Raw genomic sequence first — 17,188 nt, 5'->3', positions numbered from 1 at the left:
CACATGCTTTTTTCACAATTTCACATATTCTTCTCATCATTATCCCATAATGTTTGTTTATGATAAGCTCAAGGGAAAAAAGGGCATAGACAAAAGGCAGATCAATAGGTGCTTTTCACGAATGTGCGCACCTTGCTTTTTTTCTATGAATAAGTATTATATAATTTGACATATTGTCATGTAGTATTTTCAATGATGTTGCCATTAAGAGGACATGAGTCCGATCTACACATATGAATCAAGCAAGTCATGAACATGATGTAAAGGAGTGTAAGCGATGGATTTCCGAAGAGAAGATGAAGAGAAGAAGTTGAATCAACAAGAAGATGTACATCAAGAGAATGAGAAACAAATAGACGAACCTGAAAAAGAAAAGGAACTCGTTTTTCAACCTCATGAAAACGAAGCTTCTGCCACTCAGGAGAGTGTGACAAACCATTCTCCTCAAATGGGGGATGACCGTGTGTCGAAAAAGGAGAAAAAGCGGAAAGCAGCATGGCTCAGTCCGATCCTTGGAGGAATTATTGGCGGAGGCCTTGTGCTTGGCATTACACCGCTTTTGCCGCAGTCACAGGACACAGCAGCAAACACTCAAACGCAAACAGCGTCAAGTGAACCTGCAGCTTCTGAAAATTTCTCAACAAAACAAATTACCAATGCCACGAATGTCTCTGATATGGTAGAAGATTTAGAGCCAACCATTGTGGGAGTCTCAAACTATCAATCTACCCAAAATTCGTTTGGCCTTAGCGGTGATTCAACAGAAGCTGAAGCTGGAACGGGTTCTGGTGTCATCTTTAAAAAAGATGGCAAAAAAGCGTACATTATTACAAATAACCACGTAGTCGAGGGTGCCAATAAACTGAAAGTCACACTTTATGACGGAAAAACAAAAGAAGCGAAGCTTGTCGGCAGTGACGTGATGACAGATTTAGCTGTTGTAGAAATCAATGCAGACGGCATTGATAAAGTGGCGAGCTTTGGTGATTCTTCTAAGCTCCGTGCTGGGGACAAAGTGATCGCAATTGGGAACCCGCTTGGTGCTCAGTTCTCTGGTACTGTGACAGAAGGGATTATTAGTGGTCTTGATCGTACAGTTGAAGCGAACACGTCATCTGGTACGGTGGAAATGAATGTACTGCAAACAGATGCAGCGATCAATCCAGGAAACAGCGGTGGACCGCTTATCAATACAGATGGTCAAGTCATTGGTATCAACAGCTTAAAAATTAGCGAAAGCGGTGTGGAATCACTCGGCTTTGCAATTCCAAGTAACGATGTCAAACCGATTGTAGATGAGCTGTTGAAAAACGGAAAGGTTGAACGTCCTTACCTTGGCGTACAAATGATTGACCTTGAGCAAGTGCCTGAAACGTATCAAGAAAATACGCTCGGCCTATTTGATAAACAAATCGGCAAAGGGATTTACGTAAAGGATGTATCAAAAGGATCACCTGCACAAAAAGCAGGCTTGAAGTCTGGAGATGTCATCATCAAGTTTAAAGGAAAAAACGTGGCGAATAGCTCTCAGCTGAAAGAAATTTTGTACAAAGAAACAAAAGTCGGCGATAAAACGACAATGACTGTTATTCGTGAAGGGAAAAACAAGAACCTAGACATTACCCTCGGACAGTCTGAAACTGAATAAATGAAAAAACAGGTGGACGTTAAAGGTCTACCTGTTTTTTTATGCTTATTTTTTTGAAGAGAGTGTACGTAATATGATCTTTTCCCACATGCTCCAAGGCAGGAGCTGCTTTGCTGTAAATGAAAACCGCACTCCTTTCCCAATTGGATATCTCAGCTTTTTCAGTCGCTTCTTCTCGGCTAATCGAATCACAAGATCTGCGACTTCACGCGGGTCCCCGTAGTTTGATTTCTGGGCATTGATATGAGCCATCATTTTTTGATAGATGTGTATGTATTTCGAGCCTTCCTCTGGCTGCAACATGTGCTCGTTCATAGACGTGTTCCAAATATTCGTTTGGAAAGAGCCTGGCTCGATCAAGGCTACCTGTATACCGAACGAGGCCAGTTCAATGCGTAAGCTCTCTGTGTAGCCCTCTAAAGCAAACTTGGAGGATACATAAGGAGAAAGTGCGGGCATTCCCATTAATCCGCTGATGCTACTCATATTGAATATTTTTGCACCATTTGTCATCAGCGGAAGGACGGCTTGTGTCACTTCCATGACTCCGAAGACATTGACATCAAATTGCTGGCGGTACGTGTTAACAGGAACCTCTTCAGCAAAACCCGCATAGGCTGTTCCTGCATTGTTGACAAGCAGGGTAATTGGGGCGTAAGCATGTAGCTTTTTCTGAAATGCTTGAATTGACTGCGTGTCTGTCACATCTAATGCTTCAATATGTATCGATGCGGATAACGAGGCTTGCTCGATTTCTTCAGCAAGCTTTTTTGCATTCGCTTCCTGCCTGACACCTGCAATCACTTTATAGCCTTGCTTGGCGAGACCTATCGTGATGAGCTTGCCAAAGCCGCTATTGGCACCAGTTACAATGGCTGTCCTTTTCATCATCTCGTACCTCCTTTTTGTTTCAATTTACCATAGCCCGCTCTTTTATTGAATAACGAAAAGAAGGATGGAGAAGAATAAAAAGCGATGATAAGAAATAGGAGGTAGCACATGATGTGTTGGAAGAAGGCGGGACAAATAGGAGTGCTGCTTTTTATGCTGTCTGGCTGTCAATCGATTGAGCCGCTCCAGCAAACAAAGGAAGCAGAAGCAGAGAGTCTCTCAGCGGTTCAAATGAAGGAACTTCCATTTGAGCATCTCCACCTGCATGTTCAATACGGGCAGAAAAGCGAATTATACGAAGCCACCTATCGTCAGGCGAAAGGAAAAGAAGAAGCACTTATTCGTGATCATATGAACGGTGTCCGCTATGAAGGTGAAGAAGCATTACGCGAGATGAAGATGAAGCTAAATGATATGTCGATTCCTAGTGCGAAGATCAATGAAACGTATGTAAATGAGCTATTAGCTGCTTTTAATTTAGACGATGATTATCAGCGAATTCAGGTCGATATGAAGCTTGAAGATGGGACCAAACGTACATTCCAAAAAAAGAAGTAAAACGGAACTTTCTCATTTTTTAATTGAAAATGATTTTCAAGATCATTTAAATCTGATACACTAAATTGAGATAAGTGATCTTTTGCGTCTATATATAGACGATATTTCATATAAAAAATTTGCATGAGAAAAGGAGCGTTTGAGCGGAATGAGTGCCATTTCTACTGAAGGTTTAAGCTTAGGCTACGGAGAAACAATGATCATAGATGAACTAAATGTATCAATCCCTAAGGGTGAAATCACAGTATTTATTGGTAGCAATGGATGCGGTAAATCCACGCTACTTCGCTCTTTGGCCCGTCTCATGAAGCCAATGGGTGGTTCTGTCCTGCTTGAAGGTCATTCCATTGCCAAATTACCAACAAAGGAAGTAGCGAAACAGCTCGCCATTCTTCCGCAAGGACCAGAAGCGCCAGAAGGATTAACCGTGCATCAGCTAGTGAAGCAAGGCAGATATCCTTATCAAAATTGGCTGAAGCAGTGGTCAAAGCAAGACGAGGAAGCAGTGAATCGTGCACTGAAGTCAACAAAGATGGAAGACCTTGCTGATCGAACGGTCGATTCATTATCAGGTGGACAAAGGCAGCGTGCATGGATTGCGATGACGTTAGCGCAGGAGACGGATATCATTTTGTTAGATGAGCCGACGACGTATTTAGATATGACGCATCAAATTGAAATTCTCGACCTTCTGTTTGACTTAAATGAAAAAGAGCAGCGCACGATTGTCATGGTTCTTCATGACCTGAATCTCGCATGTAGATATGCTCATCACCTTGTAGCGATTAAAGACAAGACGATTTATGCAGAAGGAAGACCAGAAACGGTCATTAATTGTGATCTTGTGAAAAATGTCTTTGATATGAACTGCCAAGTGACAACAGATCCTTTATTCGGAACTCCATTATGTATTCCGCATGGCAGAGGACGCTGTATTGTGCAGCAAGCGCAAGCGGAGACATTTCTCGCTGCAAGATAATCGTATGTCAAAAGCCTGACATCTGTTACGTACAGAGTCAGGCTTTTTTCTGAAAAAAGGAGCGGAAGATCAATGGGAAATGAACTAGACGAAAAGCTGGAAGGCTTGCTTGAGAAATATACTGAGCTGTTGCTTGGCGAATCAACAGACGCACTGAAACAAGATGTGAAACAGTGGGTAATCTATTCTCATATTGCAAAAAGTATGCCGCCTCTAGCAAAGCACTTTAATGAAACGTATCCAGAGGCTAAGGAAGAAATCAAAGAAACAATTCAGCGGATCAAACAAATGAACGAAGCTCATCGAGCGAATCAAGATCGCTAAAAAACTGCCAGCTCCATACTGGCAGTTTTTCTTTATGACATCTGTGATGGTCCGTATGGAGATTGTTCTGTCAGTGTTTGCTGGAATTTCTGGTGCGCCTGCTGGAGCTTTTGCTGTTCAGCGGCTTCAACAGAATACCAGCCATATCGGAACATGACATCATATAAATGTCTTTGTGTTTTCTGAGTTTCTAGTGCAATTCGCTGAATATCCTGATAAAGAGATTCATGACTGAATTCATTGAGCGCTGTGTTGTATCCGCTTGTGATATATTTTTCAGTCGACAAGAGATCTGTGACAAAATCACGATCATTCATGTTTGTTGTCGTGGGAACCGGAGTTTGAGGATTCCCGATTTTTTGTTGGTTTTGTTGTTCCATGTTTTTCCCTCCTATTGCATAAAGCCAGTAGACTGGCCTTGCCCTGAGCTGCCTAAATGCTGAAGAATTTGTGTGTAATGCTGATGGTGCATTTGGCCCACTTGATTTAATTCTTGTTTCAATGTTTGGTCCTGGCAATGCTCGGACATAAAGTGAGCCTTTTTCATAGCGATCAAGTTCCAATTCAGCATATCCTCTAAGTACAAGGAATCCTTCACTGAAATGACTTGCGGGGGCATATTCATTTGCTGATTGTTCAAGGTGTGTTCCTCCTTACGATTTTGTTTCCTTACTGATTCTTTTTATATTGTTGATTTTGACTAGTCTTTTTGCCGCCTAGGTCTGCTTCCTGTGATGGACCTGCGTTTCCTTTTACACTTGCAGCACTTACGCCTGCTTTCGATGGGTTTTTCTTCAAACGAGACATGTGGACATCACCTCCATTCTTACAATGCCCTCTCATCTTTAATTCATACGCCGCAAAGTAAGGCACATGAGAATGTGTGAATTTTTGAAATCCGCTCTTGAACTGTTTCGGAAAATCTTTTAAGATAAAGAAAGAGGCATTGCTTTTTTTTGGACAAAAAATGAATGACTGTTCATTCAAAATGTTTAGGGGGATATTTATGGGCAAACATATTCGCAAGGCGGCTGTCATTGGTTCAGGTGTCATGGGCTCAGGCATTGCTGCGCATCTAGCCAATATCGGGATACCAGTAACATTGCTAGATATTGTGCCAAACGAACTGACAAAGGAAGAAACGGCAAAAAAGCGAACGCTTGATCACCCTAGTGTTCGGAATAGATTAAGTCAAGAAGCGATGAAAAAATTGTTAAAGCAAAAGCCAGCACCTCTTACTTCAGCAAAAAACCTATCATACATCACACCGGGAAATCTCACAGATCACCTTTCCTTATTACATGATGCTGACTGGATCATTGAAGTCGTCACTGAAAAGCTCAGCATTAAACAACATGTATTCTCTCTCATCGACGAACACCGCAAAGAAGGCAGTATCGTATCAAGTAACACATCTGGAATTTCGGTTGAAAAAATGGCAGAAGGCCGATCAGAGGATTTTAAACGTCACTTTTTAGGCACACATTTTTTTAACCCAGCTCGTTATCTAAAGCTTTTAGAAATCATTCCTATTCAAGAAACAGATCCAGAAGTACTCCAATTTATGAAAACGTTTGGCGAGGATGTACTTGGTAAAGGCGTCGTTGAAGCGAAAGATACGCCGAACTTTATTGCCAATCGTATTGGTACTTATGGACTCCTTGTGACAGTGCGTGAAATGCTTGAAAACAAATACACCATTGGAGAGGTGGATTCGGTCACAGGACCTCTCATTGGAAGACCGAAAAGCGCGACTTTCCGTACACTTGATGTTGTAGGGCTCGACACGTTTTTCCATGTAGCCCGCAACGTATATGACCAAGTAGAAGGAAAGGAAAAAGATATTTTCCAGCTGCCTGAGTTTATTGAACGAATGCTTGAAAAAGGATGGATTGGCAGCAAGGCAGAGCAAGGATTTTATCAAAAAAATGGAAAGACCATTTTAGAACTTGACCCTGTGACGCTCACATACGGAGAACGAACGAAACTGAAAGATCCAGGCATTGAGATGGCAAAGCAGCAAAAGGGAACGAAAGCGAAATTGAAAGCGCTTATTTATCAAGATGGCCGTGCAGGACAATTGCTCTGGAACATGACGGCACCTGTGCTCCTTTATTCAGCTCAGTTAACAGGCGAAATTGCGGATGATATTCAGTCCATCGATAACGCAATGAAATGGGGATTTGGCTGGCAGCACGGTCCATTTGAGCTATGGGATGCAATCGGTGTGAAAAAAGCAGTCGAACGCATGGAAGCAGAAGGACACAGCATCCCGCAGTGGGTGCAAGACATGCTGTCAGAAGGACACGATACATTCTATCAAGAGAATGCTGATGGAGAGCGTGCGTTTTATCACAATGGGGCTTATGAACAGGAAAAAGGAAACGACAAGAATATTTCCTTAGCGAGATTGAAAAAGAAGCAGGGCGTGATTTTTAAAAATGCTGGTGCGAGCTTGATTGATATCGGTGATGATGTCGCCTTGCTCGAATTTCACTCCAAAAGCAATGCCATTGGACTAGATGTCATTGACATGATCAATCGCGCTGTCGATGAGGTGGAACAGAATTATAGAGGGCTTGTCATCGGAAACCAAGGGAAGAACTTCTGTGTTGGAGCTAACCTTGCTTTGATTTTAATGGAAGCTCAGGACGATAATTTCTTTGAAATTGACTTTGTGATCCGCCGCTTCCAGCAGGCAATGATGAAGGTGAAATATAGCGACCGTCCAGTCGTTGCTGCTCCGTTTGGTATGACACTCGGAGGCGGAACTGAGGTTTGTATGCCGGCAGCAGCTATTCAGGCGTCCAGCGAATCATACATGGGTCTTGTCGAAGCGGGAGTTGGACTGATTCCAGGCGGCGGTGGAAACAAAGAATTATACCTTCGCCATCTTCAAGGATCAGCTAAGCCGCCAGAGACCGCTATACAAGACGCCACGATGAAAACATTTGAAACAATTGCAATGGCGAAAGTGTCCACTTCGGCAGAGGAAGCGAGGGATATGAACATGCTTCGCGCGAGTGACCGAATCAGTATGAACGGAGATCACCTGATCTATGATGCGAAACAACTTGTGCTCTCTCTTGATGAAGCGGGTTATCGTGCGCCGCTCAAGCAAAAGGTGCCCGTCATGGGAGAAACAGGCTATGCAGCAATGATATTGGCGGCCGAAAATATGAGATTGTCTGGATACATTTCAGAGCATGACATGACCATTGTTAAAAAATTAGCTCATGTTATTTCCGGCGGGAAACTGCCATTTGGAACAGAGGTAGAGGAGCAATACTTATTAGAGCTTGAAAGGGAAGCCTTTTTAAGTCTTGTAGGAGAAGTGAAATCACAAGCACGCATGCAGCACATGCTCGTCAAAGGAAAACCTTTACGTAACTAAGGGGGAGTCAAAATGAGAGAAGCAGTCATTGTCGCTGGCGCGAGAACACCAGTAGGGAAGGCGAAAAAAGGATCGTTAAAACATGTTCGACCTGATGATATGGGCGCATTGTGTGTAAAAGAAACATTAAAGCGTGCCGGTGATTACGACGGACAGATAGATGATTTGATCATCGGATGTGCAACACCAGAAGCTGAACAAGGATTAAATGTGGCTCGTAATATTGGAGCATTAGCAGGGCTTCCATATACAGTACCTGCGATCACCATTAACCGCTACTGCTCATCTGGTCTTCAGTCAATCGCTTATGCGGGTGAACGAATCATGCTCGGTCAGGCAGAAACAATCTTAGCCGGTGGAGTCGAATCGATGTCACAGGTGCCAATGATGGGTCACTCCATTCGTCCGAATGCTCATTTGGCAGAGCAAGCGCCTGAATACTATATGAGCATGGGACACACGGCAGAGCAGGTGGCGCAAAAGTATCAGGTCACACGTCAAGATCAGGACGCCTTTGCGGTAAGAAGTCATCAAAAGGCAGCCAAAGCATTACAGGAAGGAAAGTTTTTAGATGAAATTGTATCCGTTGATGTAACAGAGCGGCGGGTAGGGGAGCAATATCAATTAGAAGAACATCAATTCAAGTTTTCACAGGATGAAGGCGTGAGAGCAGGGACAACGGAAGAGATTCTTTCTACTTTGCGTCCGGCTTTCTCGACAAAAGGCACGGTGACCGCAGGAAACTCTTCACAAACAAGTGACGGCGCTGCATGTGTGATGATGATGGATCGTGAGAAAGCATCCTCACTTTCCCTTCAGCCTCTTGCCAAGTTCCGGGCGTTTGCTGTTGGTGGTGTACCGCCTGAGGTGATGGGAATCGGTCCGATTGAAGCCATTCCGCGTGCGCTGAAAATCGCTGGACTTGAGCTGAAGGATATCGGGCTGTTTGAATTAAACGAAGCGTTTGCCTCTCAGGCCATTCAAGTCATTCGTCATTTAGGAATCGATGAAGAGAAAGTGAATGTCAATGGCGGGGCAATCGCGCTAGGACATCCGCTCGGCTGTACAGGAACGAAACTGACACTGTCACTCATTCATGAAATGAAGCGGCGAAACGAGCAATTTGGCATTGTTACAATGTGTATCGGCGGGGGCATGGGAGCAGCAGGAATTTTTGAATTGATCTAAAGGGGGAAATCAGAATGAAAGCAATGGAAGAAGTAAAAAAGGGTGGAAGCTTCTTAATTGATGAGACGAATTATGAACATATCTTTACACCAGAGGATTTCTCTGATGAGCATCAAATGATTGGAAAGACAACAGAGGATTATATTTTACAAGACGTTGTTCCATATATAGATCAAATTGAAAACCATGAATTTGAGCATTCCGTCAGGCTTCTCAAAAAGGCTGGAGAGCTTGGGCTGCTAGGAGCTGACGTGCCTGAAGAATTCGGCGGACTTGGATTAGATAAAATTAGTTCAGCCATTATTACCGAGAAATTCTCCAGAGCAGGGAGCTTCTCGCTTTCCTATGGCGCCCATGTAGGCATTGGATCTCTGCCCATCGTGCTGTTTGGAAATCAAGCACAAAAGGAAACATATCTTCCTGGACTCGCTTCTGGAGAAACGATTGCAGCGTACGCCCTCACTGAACCAGGATCAGGCTCTGACGCCCTTGGAGCAAAGACAACTGCGGTCTTAAATGAAGCCGGAACTCATTATGTGCTGAATGGTGAAAAACAATGGATCACAAACTCCGCATTTGCCGACGTCTTTGTCGTATATGCGAAAATTGATGGTGAACACTTCTCTGCTTTTATCGTAGAAAAGGATTTTCCAGGTGTCCAAACGGGACCTGAAGAGAAAAAGATGGGCATTAAAGGGTCATCGACGAGAACATTAATACTTGAAGATGCTCAAGTGCCGAAGGAGAATTTACTAGGTGAGGCTGGCAGAGGTCACGTCATTGCCTTTAACATTTTGAATATCGGACGCTACAAGCTGGCTGTCGGGACAGTTGGTGCGTCAAAACGTGTCATTCAATTATCGGCAGAATATGCAAATCAGCGTAAGCAATTCCAAACGCCTATTTCTCGATTTAGCTTAATTGGTGAAAAAGTAGCCAACATGTCGGCAAAGCTCTATGCGATGGAAAGTGCTGTTTACCGCACAGTCGGATTATTTGAACAGCGCATGGGCCTATTAAGTGAAGAAGAGCAAAAGGACGGCAAAAAAATCGCCCAGTCCATTGCAGAATATGCGATTGAATGCTCTCTTTGTAAAGTGCTTGGCTCTGAAACTTTAGATTATATTGCGGATGAAGGTGTGCAGATTCACGGCGGATATGGATTTATGCAAGAATACGAGGTCGAAAGAGCCTATCGTGACTCACGGATTAACCGTATTTTTGAAGGGACAAACGAAATCAACCGTCTGCTTGTACCAGGCACATTCTTGAAGAAAGCGATGAAGGGAGAGCTTCCGCTGCTTCAAAAAGCGCAAACCTTACAGGAAGAGCTCATGATGATGATGCCGGAAGAGCCGGGTGATCAGCCGCTCGATCAAGAAAAATACTTGCTCGTCCATGCGAAAAAGATCGCCTTAATGGTATCTGGAATGGCGGCGATGAAGTATGGAAAAGCATTAGACAAAGAGCAAGAGATTCTTGTGAACATAGCGGATATCGTCAATGAACTGTTTGCTGTTGAATCGGCGATTCTGCGTACTGAAAAGGCAATCGCTGCATCAGGGCTAGATAAGAATACTCAAAAGCTTGCTTACACACAAATTTTCACGCAGGAAGCCTTCTTAAAAATTGAAGCCCATGCAAAAGAATCCTTGATCGCGATGGAAGAAGGAGATTCACTCCGCATGAATCTGTCAGCTCTTCGCAAACTGACAAGATTCACCCCGATCAATGTCATCGCCAAAAAGCGCGAAGTGGCGAAACGAATCTTTGAAGCAGAGAAATATATCGTATAAGACGGCTTAAAAGGTGCGGATATCACTCCGCACCTCAGATTGTTGACAAAGGGCTAAAATGATCTTTATTTTAGCCCTTTGTCTTCTTTTCAGCGTGATAGAAAACCTTTGAAGTCTAGGAAGGACGAGCATCGGAGCGGAGCGAATTTGACATTCGTGAGCACCGAAGCGCAGACCTGACACCGAATGCGAGGGTTTGTCTACACGCTGAGGTGCGGGTATCACTCCGCACCTTTTTGTAAGCATACATTTAGGTTTTTAAAATATTTTGTGATAAAATGTTCTCACTACTTGCAGGAGGTGAAAATAGTGGCTTTAGATTTTTATGAATACCCATCTTGCGGTACATGCCGAAAAGCAAAAAAATGGCTGGAAGAACACAATAAAGACATCAACAGCATACATATCGTCGAAGAGACGCCTGATAAAGAAACATTAAAAGCGCTTTACGAAAAAAGCGGCTTAGAGCTGAAGAAGTTCTTTAATACAAGCGGACAGAAATACCGAGAGCTACAGCTGAAAGATCAACTTCCTGCAATGTCAGAGGACGAGCAGCTCGAATTACTCGCATCTAACGGAATGCTGATCAAGCGTCCGATTACAACAGACGGTAAACGAGTCACAGTTGGATTTAATGAAGATACATTTAAAAGCGTCTGGAAATGATGTAACTTTCATTCAGATTGTGGTATCTTCAATATAGATTGAAAGAAAAGACTGGAGGGGTATTGAATGAGCACACCAAAAGATTTACGTTATTCAGAAGAACATGAATGGGTCAAAGTAGAAGGAGATAAGGTGCGTATCGGTATTACGCATTTTGCTCAATCTGAGCTAGGCGATATCGTGTTCGTTGAGCTTCCTGAAGTAGGAGACAAAATTACAGCGGACGAGCCTTTCGGAAGTGTAGAATCTGTGAAAACAGTTTCTGAGCTTTACGCACCGATCAACGGTACAATCGTCGAAGTGAACGATGAGCTGGATGACAGCCCTGAATTCGTCAACGACTCTCCATACGAAAAAGCATGGATGATCGTGGTAGAGCCAGCTGATACATCTGAAATTGAGAACTTGATGACTGCTGAGCAATATGAAGAAATGACAAAAGAAGACTAATTCACGTGAAATTGGACACTCTACCTTTATGGGGGGTGTCCAATTTGTCTTTTCAAAAAGAACATGTGGATATAACAGATCATGTCACTGGACGATTCAAAGAAAACGGCATGGTGTTGTATCATCAAAATGAAGAGATTGGCACGATGATTAGTGAAAACCAATATGAGTTAAAATCAGGTTATTCCTATGATCAAAATCGTTTTTATCGTCTGACGGATACATTGACCCACGGGACAGAAAAATATGTAGACTGTAATGATGAAAATGGCTGGTGCTAATCACAGATGAGGCTGCAGTGAGCATAAGCTGCAGTCTTTTTAGTGCAAGCGCCTAATCTTTACAACCTGAATGAAAAATTGTAATCTAAGGGAGAAGTGAACAACGTCAAAAGGGCCGGGTGATCGTGATGAATGTAGAGGTAGAAAAGGTCATCATTGTAGAAGGTAAAACAGACAAACAAAAGCTAAAAGAAGTCATAAGTGAACCTGTTACCATCATTTGCACCAATGGCACGATCAGTACATCGAAGCTGGATCAGCTCGTAGACGAATTATTGGGGAAAGACGTTTACATATTAGCAGACAGTGACGATGCAGGCGACAAACTGCGGAAGCAATTTCGAAAAGAATTCCCTGAAGCACTTCATCTTTTTGTCGACAGAACGTACCGCGAAGTGGCCGCTTCACCGTCAGCCCACATTGCATCTATCCTATTAGCTGCAAACATTGATGTTCATTCGAAATATATATGAGGGTGGACGTATATGAAAGAGATTGAAGAACACGAATTCAAGGAGATAAAGGACGATTTATTTCTTTTATACTTATATACACCGTTTTGCGGAACATGTCAGCTGGCAAAGAAAATGCTGGCTGTCGTAGACACCATGCAGCCGGATGTACCTTTTTATGAAAATAACTTAAACTACTCACCAGGCTTTGCGAAAACTTTTGAAATCGAAAGTGTTCCTTGCTTTCTACTGTTTAAAAAAGGTGAGCTGGTGCAAAAAGGCTATGCCTTTCACTCCGTTCCATATCTTCATGAAATGATTGAAACCGCTAAATAAAGCGGTTTTTTGTCATATTTCAAGCACTTCATCTGAAAATTTGTCGAGTTATTTATAAAGGACAAGCGAATGTTTGTAGAGAAATGTTATGTATAACCAAATGACAGGGAGGTTATACATGTGGAAAAAGTGAAAACCCATGGAAACACAGGGCAGCGATTATTGCTAAAGCCGCTGCTCTCATCATCATCCTTGAAGATTACATTTGAGGCGGAAACTGACTCTTGTACATTGATTGTGGATGAGCGTGGTGAAGTGAAGAAACTACCTGCAATTGAGTTATCGGATCTCATCTTTTATGGTGAGAGAAAAGAAATACTTCAATTATTAGATGGAGATATGTCCTTACAGCAGTTAATTAGCAGGGGACAAGTGAAAGTAAAAGGGTCATTCCGTGCGCTCCTAAGACTAGAGGCGGTACTTTGGCTGACGAACGGTTTTTTTCGAAAAATGATAACTTAGTCGTTTACTTGGAAATTAGCGATTTACAGCGTTGACATATCTCGGGTAGCATGATATTCTACGTTAGTAAAAACATGAACATCACATAAAACAACATATTTTCTCTTATTAAGAGAGGTGGAGGGACGTGCCCTATGAAACCCGGCAACCGTCAGCATAGCTGAAATTGGTGCCAATTCACTCAAAGCCGCAATGCTTTGAAAGATGAGAGAAAGGCGTATTGAACATAAAAGGCCTTTCTGCTTGCATTGCAGTTAGGTCTTTTTTACTGACCTCACGTCAGGCACGAGGCATGGCAGCAGGAAGAATAAATAACGTATGTGATGGCAACCTATAGATTCAGCAAGAAAGCAGGTGAACAGACTGTGATCCATTTACAGAATGTATCAAAAACGTACCACTCAAAAAGCGGAAATGTTGATGCCGTGAAAGACGTCAACTTGGATATTGAGAAAGGTGAAATATTCGGAATTATCGGGTATAGCGGTGCCGGAAAAAGCTCGCTGATTCGCCTATTAAACGGTCTGGAGCTGCCAACAGCAGGAATTGTTGAAGTGGCAGGCAACCGGATCAATGAAGTATCGAATGCGAAACTTCGGATAGCAAGACAAGAAATCAGCATGATTTTCCAGCACTTCAACCTACTTTGGTCAAGAACGGTGAGACAAAATATTATGTTCCCACTTGAAATCGCAGGTGTAAAGGCATCAAAACAAAGAGAACGTGCGAATGAACTGATTAAATTGGTCGGTTTAGAAGGAAAAGAAAATGCGTATCCGTCTCAGCTAAGCGGCGGACAAAAGCAGCGTGTGGGAATTGCGAGAGCATTAGCAAATGATCCAAAGGTTCTTCTTTGTGACGAAGCGACGTCAGCGCTTGATCCGCAAACAACGGATTCTATCCTTGAGCTTTTAGCGGATATCAATAAACGATTAGGGCTCACGATTGTGCTGATTACGCACGAAATGCACGTTATTCGCAAAATTTGTCATCGCGTAGCGGTGATGGAGAATGGACGCATTGTCGAAGAAGGCGAAGTATTACGCGTCTTCAGACAGCCGAAGGAAGAAATGACGAAGCGATTTGTACAGCAGCTTGCTGAACCAGAGGAAGCGAAAGAAACAATCGAGCACGTCTTAGAGCGTGTAAAAGAAGGTCAGGTCGTACGGTTGTCCTTTATTGGCGATTCTGCCGAGCAGCCGCTCATCACTGAAATCGTTCGATCCTTCCAGGTCGATGTGAACATCCTTCAAGGAAAGATTTCTCAAACGCAGGAAGGCGCGTTTGGAACACTCTTTATCCATATTAATGGAGAAGAGACCGAGGTAGAAAAAGCCATCGCCTATATCCAAAGTAAACAGGTTGAAATTGAGGTGATGACACATGTTTGAGAAATGGTTTCCGAACGTTGATTTAGATGTCATTTGGAATGCAACGGGTGAAACAGTCTATATGACACTCATTTCATTGGCGTTTGCATTTGTCATCGGAATTATTCTTGGACTCCTGCTTTTCCTTACAGGAAAAGGCGGTCTTTGGGAAAATAAACCGATCAATGCTGTCATCGGTGCAGTCGTCAACATTTTCAGATCGATTCCTTTTATCATTTTAATTATTCTTTTATTAGGGTTCACGAAATTCTTAATGCATACAATTCTAGGTCCAAATGCAGCACTCCCTGCCCTTGTCATTGGGTCAGCTCCATTCTATGCACGTCTTGTCGAAATTGCACTGCGTGAGGTAGACAAAGGAGTCATTGAAGCAGCACGGTCAATGGGAGCGAAAACATCGACCATCATTTTCAAAGTATTGCTGCCAGAATCATTGCCAGCCCTCATTTCAGGTATTACCGTAACAGCGATTGCTTTAATTGGCTCAACTGCGATTGCAGGTGCAATTGGAGCAGGCGGACTTGGTGACCTTGCTTATGTGGAAGGATACCAATCTGGTAATACAGATGTCACACTTGTAGCCACTGTGTTTATTCTCATCATCGTCTTTATTATTCAAATAATCGGTGATTTGATTACAAATAAAATTGATAAACGTTAAGGGAGGATTTATTCATGAAGAAATTGATTTTAAGTGCACTATTTCTAGCATTTGCAGGCATCTTAGCTGCATGCGGTTCATCTAATAACGCAAGTGATAGCAAAACCATTACGGTTGCCGCTTCAAAAACACCCCATGCCGAGATTCTTGAAGAAGCAAAACCACTTCTAAAAGAAAAAGGCTACGATCTAAAAGTGAAAGTACTTAGTGATTATAAAATGTACAACAAAGCATTAGCTGAAAAAGAAGTGGATGCAAACTTTTTCCAACATATCCCTTACTTAAACGAAGAAAATAAATCAAACAAAGATTACAACCTAGTTAGTGCTGGTGCGGTTCACCTTGAGCCTTTCGGTATCTACTCTAAGAAATACAAATCAGTAAAAGATATTCCAAACGGCGGCACGATCATCATGACAAACAACGTAGCTGAACAAGGCCGTATGCTTGCACTATTGCAAAATGCTGGTGTCATTAAGATTGATCCTAAAGTTGATACAATCAACGCAACAGTAAAGAACATCAAAGAAAACCCGAAGAACCTAAAGTTCAAAAAAATCGCTCCTGAACTAACAGCGAAAGCTTATGAAAACAGTGAAGGCGATGCTGTGTTTATTAACGTCAACTATGCGATTCAAAATAAATTGAATCCGAAAAAAGATTCAATTGAACTTGAGCAAACAAAGAACAACCCATATGCAAACATCGTGGCGGTTCGCAAAGGTGAAGAAAAATCAGATAAGATTAAGACATTAATGGAAGTTCTTCACTCTGATAAAATCAAAGAATTCATCGACAAAAAATATGACGGTGCTGTACTACCGGTATCTGAATAACAATGTGTTAACCTCGCTTTCATCAAAGCGAGGTTTTTTTGTGTATTTTTTCAAATCTCGCTCATAATAAAAATGTACAAATGACCTGAAGGGATGGAATGAAGATGAATGAACAGCATATGAGCGGATCCATGCAGCAATCACTGACTGATTATAAAACCGCAATGGGTGAATTTCAGAAGAAAATGCCGGTGTTTGGGAAGAAATTCAATGAATTCACGGAGCAGTGCTTTCAGAGCGATTCATTAACGCAAAAGGAAAAACAAATGATTGCCCTTGGCATCAGTATTCATGCACAGGATGAATACTGCATGATTTATCATACAAAGGGAGCGCTCGACCAAGGCGCGACAGAAGAGAATTTGCTAGAGGTCGTCAGTGTGGCGGCAGCGTTCGGCGGCGGTGCTGCACTAAGTCAAGGCATCACAGTTGTTCAGCAATGTATTGACGAATTTGGAGGACAGACGCATTAAGGGAAGGATAAGATGGCATTTATCCATATCAGGGAGTTGAGTCCTTCTCAGCCGATTGTGTGAGAAAATATGCCAGCATAGCGCGTCATATCCCTTTTGAGTGAAGCCACATGTCTTTGATACAATGAAGCTACACTCAAAGAAGGGAATGGTTTATTATTTGTTCGGACCATAGTACACTGGGATTGGATTATACCGCCGAGATGGAAAAGGCCATGCATAAGGCTCATGGCATGAGCTATGCAGAGTACGAAAGAGACCATGACTTACGGATGAAAGTGGAATATAAACGAGAGCAGTCCTATCGAGATGAGAAAAGACAGCTCGCAAAAATGAATATACGAGGCTATTAAATAGCTAAGGGGCGGGGAGAACAGATTCCCGTCCTTTCTTTATGAAAAC

22 protein-coding genes and 1 riboswitch are annotated in these 17,188 nt (G+C 42.7%); of the genes, 18 read left to right on the top strand and 4 right to left on the bottom strand.

Annotated features, from left to right (window positions below):
• Positions 1–277 precede the first annotated feature (277 nt).
• Positions 278–1,648, top strand: a complete 1,371-nt coding sequence (locus MKY18_RS15140) for a trypsin-like peptidase domain-containing protein (RefSeq protein ID WP_044140893.1) — start codon at positions 278–280, stop codon at positions 1,646–1,648.
• A gap of 45 nt (positions 1,649–1,693) precedes the next feature.
• Here the strand turns inward: MKY18_RS15140 and MKY18_RS15135 are convergent, their stop codons facing one another.
• Positions 1,694–2,539, bottom strand: coding sequence for an oxidoreductase (locus tag MKY18_RS15135; RefSeq protein ID WP_260406834.1), 846 nt, complete (start codon positions 2,537–2,539; stop codon positions 1,694–1,696).
• Positions 2,540–2,650: 111 nt separating this feature from the next.
• Between MKY18_RS15135 and MKY18_RS15130 the strand changes: the two genes are divergently transcribed.
• The 3 genes from MKY18_RS15130 (at position 2,651) to MKY18_RS15120 (ending at position 4,400) form a co-directional block, all read left to right on the top strand.
• A complete protein-coding gene (locus MKY18_RS15130; protein WP_170965972.1) occupies positions 2,651–3,097 on the top strand; it encodes a YusW family protein in 447 nt (148 codons plus the stop codon).
• Positions 3,098–3,245: 148 nt separating this feature from the next.
• Positions 3,246–4,076: an ABC transporter ATP-binding protein gene (locus MKY18_RS15125; RefSeq protein ID WP_003213584.1), complete on the top strand. Its 831-nt coding sequence runs from the start codon at positions 3,246–3,248 to the stop codon at positions 4,074–4,076.
• A 72-nt stretch (positions 4,077–4,148) separates the two neighbouring features.
• The gene (locus MKY18_RS15120) at positions 4,149–4,400 is read left to right on the top strand and encodes a YusU family protein (RefSeq protein ID WP_044140890.1); all 252 of its coding nucleotides are present in this window, start codon (positions 4,149–4,151) and stop codon (positions 4,398–4,400) included.
• Between the two features lie 32 nt (positions 4,401–4,432).
• Here the strand turns inward: MKY18_RS15120 and MKY18_RS15115 are convergent, their stop codons facing one another.
• Genes MKY18_RS15115 through MKY18_RS15105 form a run of 3 tightly spaced genes read right to left on the bottom strand, consistent with a single transcriptional unit; the run spans position 4,433 to position 5,207 of the window.
• Positions 4,433–4,780: a spore coat protein gene (locus MKY18_RS15115; protein WP_106067276.1), complete on the bottom strand. Its 348-nt coding sequence runs from the start codon at positions 4,778–4,780 to the stop codon at positions 4,433–4,435.
• 11 nt (positions 4,781–4,791) lie between these two features.
• Complete coding sequence (locus MKY18_RS15110; RefSeq protein WP_260406843.1) at positions 4,792–5,025, bottom strand: hypothetical protein; 234 nt, start codon at positions 5,023–5,025, stop codon at positions 4,792–4,794.
• 44 nt (positions 5,026–5,069) lie between these two features.
• The gene (locus MKY18_RS15105) at positions 5,070–5,207 is read right to left on the bottom strand and encodes a YuzL family protein (protein ID WP_003212904.1); all 138 of its coding nucleotides are present in this window, start codon (positions 5,205–5,207) and stop codon (positions 5,070–5,072) included.
• Positions 5,208–5,406: 199 nt separating this feature from the next.
• On the opposite strand from MKY18_RS15105, the gene MKY18_RS15100 reads away from it, so the two are divergent.
• From MKY18_RS15100 to MKY18_RS15035, 14 genes are all read left to right on the top strand, one after another.
• Positions 5,407–7,794, top strand: a complete 2,388-nt coding sequence (locus MKY18_RS15100; RefSeq protein WP_185107890.1) for a 3-hydroxyacyl-CoA dehydrogenase/enoyl-CoA hydratase family protein — start codon at positions 5,407–5,409, stop codon at positions 7,792–7,794.
• 12 nt (positions 7,795–7,806) lie between these two features.
• The gene (locus MKY18_RS15095; RefSeq protein ID WP_113768066.1) at positions 7,807–8,982 is read left to right on the top strand and encodes an acetyl-CoA C-acetyltransferase; all 1,176 of its coding nucleotides are present in this window, start codon (positions 7,807–7,809) and stop codon (positions 8,980–8,982) included.
• Between the two features lie 14 nt (positions 8,983–8,996).
• Positions 8,997–10,778 (top strand): acyl-CoA dehydrogenase family protein, encoded by a 1,782-nt coding sequence (locus tag MKY18_RS15090; protein WP_185107891.1) that lies wholly within the window; start codon positions 8,997–8,999, stop codon positions 10,776–10,778.
• 309 nt (positions 10,779–11,087) lie between these two features.
• Entirely contained in the window at positions 11,088–11,444 is a 357-nt protein-coding gene (locus MKY18_RS15085) for an arsenate reductase family protein (protein ID WP_034317446.1), read from the top strand.
• A 66-nt stretch (positions 11,445–11,510) separates the two neighbouring features.
• Positions 11,511–11,894, top strand: a complete 384-nt coding sequence (gene gcvH / locus MKY18_RS15080; protein WP_003213614.1) for a glycine cleavage system protein GcvH — start codon at positions 11,511–11,513, stop codon at positions 11,892–11,894.
• Positions 11,895–11,938: 44 nt separating this feature from the next.
• Positions 11,939–12,175, top strand: a complete 237-nt coding sequence (locus tag MKY18_RS15075) for a YusG family protein (RefSeq protein WP_342497560.1) — start codon at positions 11,939–11,941, stop codon at positions 12,173–12,175.
• Between the two features lie 128 nt (positions 12,176–12,303).
• The gene (locus tag MKY18_RS15070; RefSeq protein ID WP_044140882.1) at positions 12,304–12,648 is read left to right on the top strand and encodes a toprim domain-containing protein; all 345 of its coding nucleotides are present in this window, start codon (positions 12,304–12,306) and stop codon (positions 12,646–12,648) included.
• Between the two features lie 12 nt (positions 12,649–12,660).
• Positions 12,661–12,963 carry a thioredoxin family protein gene (locus MKY18_RS15065; RefSeq protein ID WP_106067272.1) on the top strand — a complete coding sequence of 101 codons (303 nt, stop codon included), beginning with the start codon at positions 12,661–12,663 and terminating at the stop codon, positions 12,961–12,963.
• A 120-nt stretch (positions 12,964–13,083) separates the two neighbouring features.
• Positions 13,084–13,425, top strand: coding sequence for an SCP2 sterol-binding domain-containing protein (locus MKY18_RS15060; protein ID WP_003212918.1), 342 nt, complete (start codon positions 13,084–13,086; stop codon positions 13,423–13,425).
• 102 nt (positions 13,426–13,527) lie between these two features.
• Positions 13,528–13,636: riboswitch (SAM riboswitch) on the top strand.
• A 154-nt stretch (positions 13,637–13,790) separates the two neighbouring features.
• Complete coding sequence (locus MKY18_RS15055; protein WP_106067332.1) at positions 13,791–14,816, top strand: methionine ABC transporter ATP-binding protein; 1,026 nt, start codon at positions 13,791–13,793, stop codon at positions 14,814–14,816.
• Positions 14,809–15,477: a methionine ABC transporter permease gene (locus tag MKY18_RS15050; RefSeq protein ID WP_044140880.1), complete on the top strand. Its 669-nt coding sequence runs from the start codon at positions 14,809–14,811 to the stop codon at positions 15,475–15,477. Before MKY18_RS15055 ends, MKY18_RS15050 begins: the two co-directional genes overlap by 8 nt.
• Before the next feature lie 14 nt (positions 15,478–15,491).
• Positions 15,492–16,313, top strand: coding sequence for a methionine ABC transporter substrate-binding lipoprotein MetQ (gene metQ / locus MKY18_RS15045; protein WP_003212678.1), 822 nt, complete (start codon positions 15,492–15,494; stop codon positions 16,311–16,313).
• 104 nt (positions 16,314–16,417) lie between these two features.
• Positions 16,418–16,786 carry a carboxymuconolactone decarboxylase family protein gene (locus MKY18_RS15040; protein WP_003212803.1) on the top strand — a complete coding sequence of 123 codons (369 nt, stop codon included), beginning with the start codon at positions 16,418–16,420 and terminating at the stop codon, positions 16,784–16,786.
• Between the two features lie 215 nt (positions 16,787–17,001).
• Positions 17,002–17,139, top strand: a complete 138-nt coding sequence (locus MKY18_RS15035) for a hypothetical protein (RefSeq protein ID WP_162839378.1) — start codon at positions 17,002–17,004, stop codon at positions 17,137–17,139.
• Positions 17,140–17,188 lie beyond the last annotated feature (49 nt).

This window comes from Bacillus sp. FSL R7-0672 (genome assembly GCF_038601465.1).
Lineage (GTDB): Bacteria > Bacillota > Bacilli > Bacillales > Bacillaceae > Bacillus > Bacillus pumilus.
Note: the sequence above shows the minus strand (reverse complement) of the source record. Positions and strands in the feature narration are given on the sequence as shown.

Excerpts from the sequence above, each read along its gene's own strand:
- MKY18_RS15140 (WP_044140893.1), top strand. The coding sequence starts at position 278 with ATGGATTTCCGAAGAGAAGATGAAGAGAAGAAGTTGAATCAACAAGAA.
- MKY18_RS15135 (WP_260406834.1), bottom strand. The coding sequence starts at position 2,539 with ATGATGAAAAGGACAGCCATTGTAACTGGTGCCAATAGCGGCTTTGGC.
- MKY18_RS15130 (WP_170965972.1), top strand. The coding sequence starts at position 2,651 with ATGTGTTGGAAGAAGGCGGGACAAATAGGAGTGCTGCTTTTTATGCTG.
- MKY18_RS15125 (WP_003213584.1), top strand. The coding sequence starts at position 3,246 with ATGAGTGCCATTTCTACTGAAGGTTTAAGCTTAGGCTACGGAGAAACA.
- MKY18_RS15120 (WP_044140890.1), top strand. The coding sequence starts at position 4,149 with ATGGGAAATGAACTAGACGAAAAGCTGGAAGGCTTGCTTGAGAAATAT.
- MKY18_RS15115 (WP_106067276.1), bottom strand. The coding sequence starts at position 4,780 with ATGGAACAACAAAACCAACAAAAAATCGGGAATCCTCAAACTCCGGTT.
- MKY18_RS15110 (WP_260406843.1), bottom strand. The coding sequence starts at position 5,025 with ATGAATATGCCCCCGCAAGTCATTTCAGTGAAGGATTCCTTGTACTTA.
- MKY18_RS15105 (WP_003212904.1), bottom strand. The coding sequence starts at position 5,207 with ATGTCTCGTTTGAAGAAAAACCCATCGAAAGCAGGCGTAAGTGCTGCA.
- MKY18_RS15100 (WP_185107890.1), top strand. The coding sequence starts at position 5,407 with ATGGGCAAACATATTCGCAAGGCGGCTGTCATTGGTTCAGGTGTCATG.
- MKY18_RS15095 (WP_113768066.1), top strand. The coding sequence starts at position 7,807 with ATGAGAGAAGCAGTCATTGTCGCTGGCGCGAGAACACCAGTAGGGAAG.
- MKY18_RS15090 (WP_185107891.1), top strand. The coding sequence starts at position 8,997 with ATGAAAGCAATGGAAGAAGTAAAAAAGGGTGGAAGCTTCTTAATTGAT.
- gcvH (WP_003213614.1), top strand. The coding sequence starts at position 11,511 with ATGAGCACACCAAAAGATTTACGTTATTCAGAAGAACATGAATGGGTC.
- MKY18_RS15070 (WP_044140882.1), top strand. The coding sequence starts at position 12,304 with ATGAATGTAGAGGTAGAAAAGGTCATCATTGTAGAAGGTAAAACAGAC.
- MKY18_RS15065 (WP_106067272.1), top strand. The coding sequence starts at position 12,661 with ATGAAAGAGATTGAAGAACACGAATTCAAGGAGATAAAGGACGATTTA.
- MKY18_RS15050 (WP_044140880.1), top strand. The coding sequence starts at position 14,809 with ATGTTTGAGAAATGGTTTCCGAACGTTGATTTAGATGTCATTTGGAAT.
- metQ (WP_003212678.1), top strand. The coding sequence starts at position 15,492 with ATGAAGAAATTGATTTTAAGTGCACTATTTCTAGCATTTGCAGGCATC.
- MKY18_RS15040 (WP_003212803.1), top strand. The coding sequence starts at position 16,418 with ATGAATGAACAGCATATGAGCGGATCCATGCAGCAATCACTGACTGAT.
- MKY18_RS15035 (WP_162839378.1), top strand. The coding sequence starts at position 17,002 with ATGCATAAGGCTCATGGCATGAGCTATGCAGAGTACGAAAGAGACCAT.